Annotated in this window: 1 protein-coding gene; it reads right to left on the bottom strand. The window is 64.0% G+C overall.

Annotated features, from left to right (window positions below; translation table 11 throughout):
- Window positions 1-3: 3 nt before the first annotated feature.
- On the bottom strand, window positions 4-378 hold a 375-nt coding region (locus tag QN345_RS19880; RefSeq protein WP_323509222.1), incomplete at its 5' end, for a transposase.

The following is a 378-nucleotide window of genomic DNA, read 5'->3' as shown; positions in this document are numbered from 1 at the left end:
GGGCTACGGGGCTACGGGGCAGCGGGCGATGCGGAGTTCGGCGACGAAGGAGACCCGGTCGGGGTCGCGGTGAGCGTGTTGTGCGGCCTCGATCATCAGGGTTCGGATCGCGTAGTGGCAGCAGAGGTGGCCCCAGATTTCCTGCTTGACCAGGTCCGGGGCCTTGGACCGCATCACCATGCGCTGGGCGCGCTGATGCGCTTTCAACTCATCGAACACAGACTCGATCTCCCACCGTTCTGAGTACACGGTCGCGAGCTCTTCCGCAGATGCCTCACCCGGATCAAGGATCGTTGTCAGCAACCGGTAGCCATCGGGATTGTCGCGGCCGTCGTCGATCGTGTAGTCCACGACCCGCACGGTCAACGGTGCTGTCGA

This window comes from Cryobacterium sp. 10I1, from assembly GCF_035019805.1.
GTDB lineage: Bacteria > Actinomycetota > Actinomycetes > Actinomycetales > Microbacteriaceae > Cryobacterium > Cryobacterium glucosi.
Note: the sequence above shows the minus strand (reverse complement) of the source record. Positions and strands in the feature narration are given on the sequence as shown.